The organism is Rhodococcus sp. CX, assembly GCF_015865005.1.
Classification (GTDB): domain Bacteria; phylum Actinomycetota; class Actinomycetes; order Mycobacteriales; family Mycobacteriaceae; genus Rhodococcus.
Genome location: NZ_JADZGH010000066.1, coordinates 1 through 1,548 on the forward strand (window position 1 = coordinate 1; position 1,548 = coordinate 1,548).

Annotated in this window: 2 protein-coding genes and 1 pseudogene; 1 reads left to right on the forward strand and 2 read right to left on the reverse strand. The window is 72.0% G+C overall.

The window, feature by feature from the left end:
* Positions 1-921, forward strand: a 921-nt coding sequence (locus tag I0Q12_RS06915; RefSeq protein WP_197251238.1) for an RNA polymerase sigma factor, incomplete at its 5' end; no start/stop codon positions are given.
* An 85-nt stretch (positions 922-1,006) separates the two neighbouring features.
* Here the strand turns inward: I0Q12_RS06915 and trxA are convergent.
* Both trxA and I0Q12_RS35075 read right to left on the reverse strand, forming a co-directional pair.
* Entirely contained in the window at positions 1,007-1,375 is a 369-nt protein-coding gene (gene trxA, locus I0Q12_RS06920; RefSeq protein ID WP_197251239.1) for a thioredoxin, read from the reverse strand.
* A gap of 79 nt (positions 1,376-1,454) precedes the next feature.
* Positions 1,455-1,548 (reverse strand): annotated as a pseudogene (locus tag I0Q12_RS35075) (AraC family transcriptional regulator); the annotation flags it as partial.

Below are 1,548 nucleotides of genomic sequence, written 5' to 3' on the forward strand. Positions count from 1 at the left end.
GAGGTGGCCGTGGACGCCGAGCCGGCCCCCGGCCCCATCCCCGCCGCCGACGACACGCTGCACCTGTACTTCCTGTGCGCGCATCCCACCCTGCCGCCCGCGTCGGCGGTCGCGCTGACGTTGCGCGCGGTCGGGGGACTGACGACCCGGCAGATCGCCGCGGCCTGTCTCGTTCCCGAGGCGACGATGGCGCAACGGATCAGCCGGGCCAAGCGGAAGCTCGCGGGACTACCGCTGGACCGCCCGGGCGATCTCGCGACCGTGCTGCGGGTGCTCTACCTGGTCTTCAACGAGGGCTACGGCGGCGACGTCGACCTGGCGGCCGAAGCGATCCGGCTGACCCGCCAACTCGCCGCTCTCACCGACGAACCCGAGGTTGCGGGGCTGCTCGCGCTGATGCTGCTGCACCACGCGCGTCGCGCGTCGCGCACCGGTCCGGGTGGTCGCCTGGTGCCGCTCGCCGAACAGGATCGCTCGCTGTGGGACACCGCGATGATCGCCGAGGGCGTGACGATCCTGCAGCGCGCGCTGGCCCGCGACCGTCTCGGCGAATACCAGGCGCAGGCCGCGATCGCCGCCCTGCACGCGGATGCCCGCAGCGCCGCCGAGACGGACTGGGTGCAGATCGTCGAGTGGTACGACGAGCTGCTGCGCCTCACCGGCAGCCCCGTCGTGCGGCTCAACCGGGCCGTCGCGGTGGGGGAGGCGGACGGACCGCAGGCGGGGCTGGCCGCGCTGGCCGAGGTCGATCCCGGCCTTCCGCGGTACACCGCGGCGGCCGCGTACCTGCACGAACGCGCCGGTGACCTGGCCGTCGCCGCCGAGCTGTATGCCGAGGCCGCGCGGGTCGCGCCCAGTGTGCCGGAGCGCGATCACCTCACCCGCGAGGCCGCGCGGGTGCGGCAACTGCTGCGCCCGTAACCGGAAGCGAAAGACCCGCCGACTAAAAAGACAGCCGCGCGCGTGAGGACGCGCGCGGCTGCCTTTCGTCTGGGCGAACTTGCTGTCAGGCCTCGGGGGTCTGCGCCTTGATCTGCCGGCGCACCTCGTCCATGTCGAGGGCCTTGACCTGGGTCACCAGCTCCTCGAGCATGGCCGGAGGCAGGGCCCCGGCCTGGCTGAAGACGCGCACACCGTCGCGGAACGCCATGATCGTCGGGATCGAGCGGATGTCCCACTGCGCGGCGATCATCTGCTCGGCCTCGGTGTCGACCTTCGCGTGCACGACGTCGGGGTGCTTCTCGGACGATGCCTCGAACGTCGGCGCGAACTGCCGGCACGGACCGCACCATGAGGCCCAGAAGTCGACGAGGACGACGCCGTCGCCGCCGACGATCTCGTCGAAGTTCTGCTGCGTGAGGGACTGGGTAGCCACGGTGTTCCTTTCGATCGGATGCTCCGGCCGCTTCAACACCCGGGCACGCTCGATTCTTCCCGATGCCGTCCGGCGCCGTTCAGGAGACCGGCACCGGTTCCGTCCGGAACGTGCGCCGGTAGGCCTGCGGGGTGGTGTGCCGTGCCCGCAGGAAATGCTGCCGCAGCACCGCG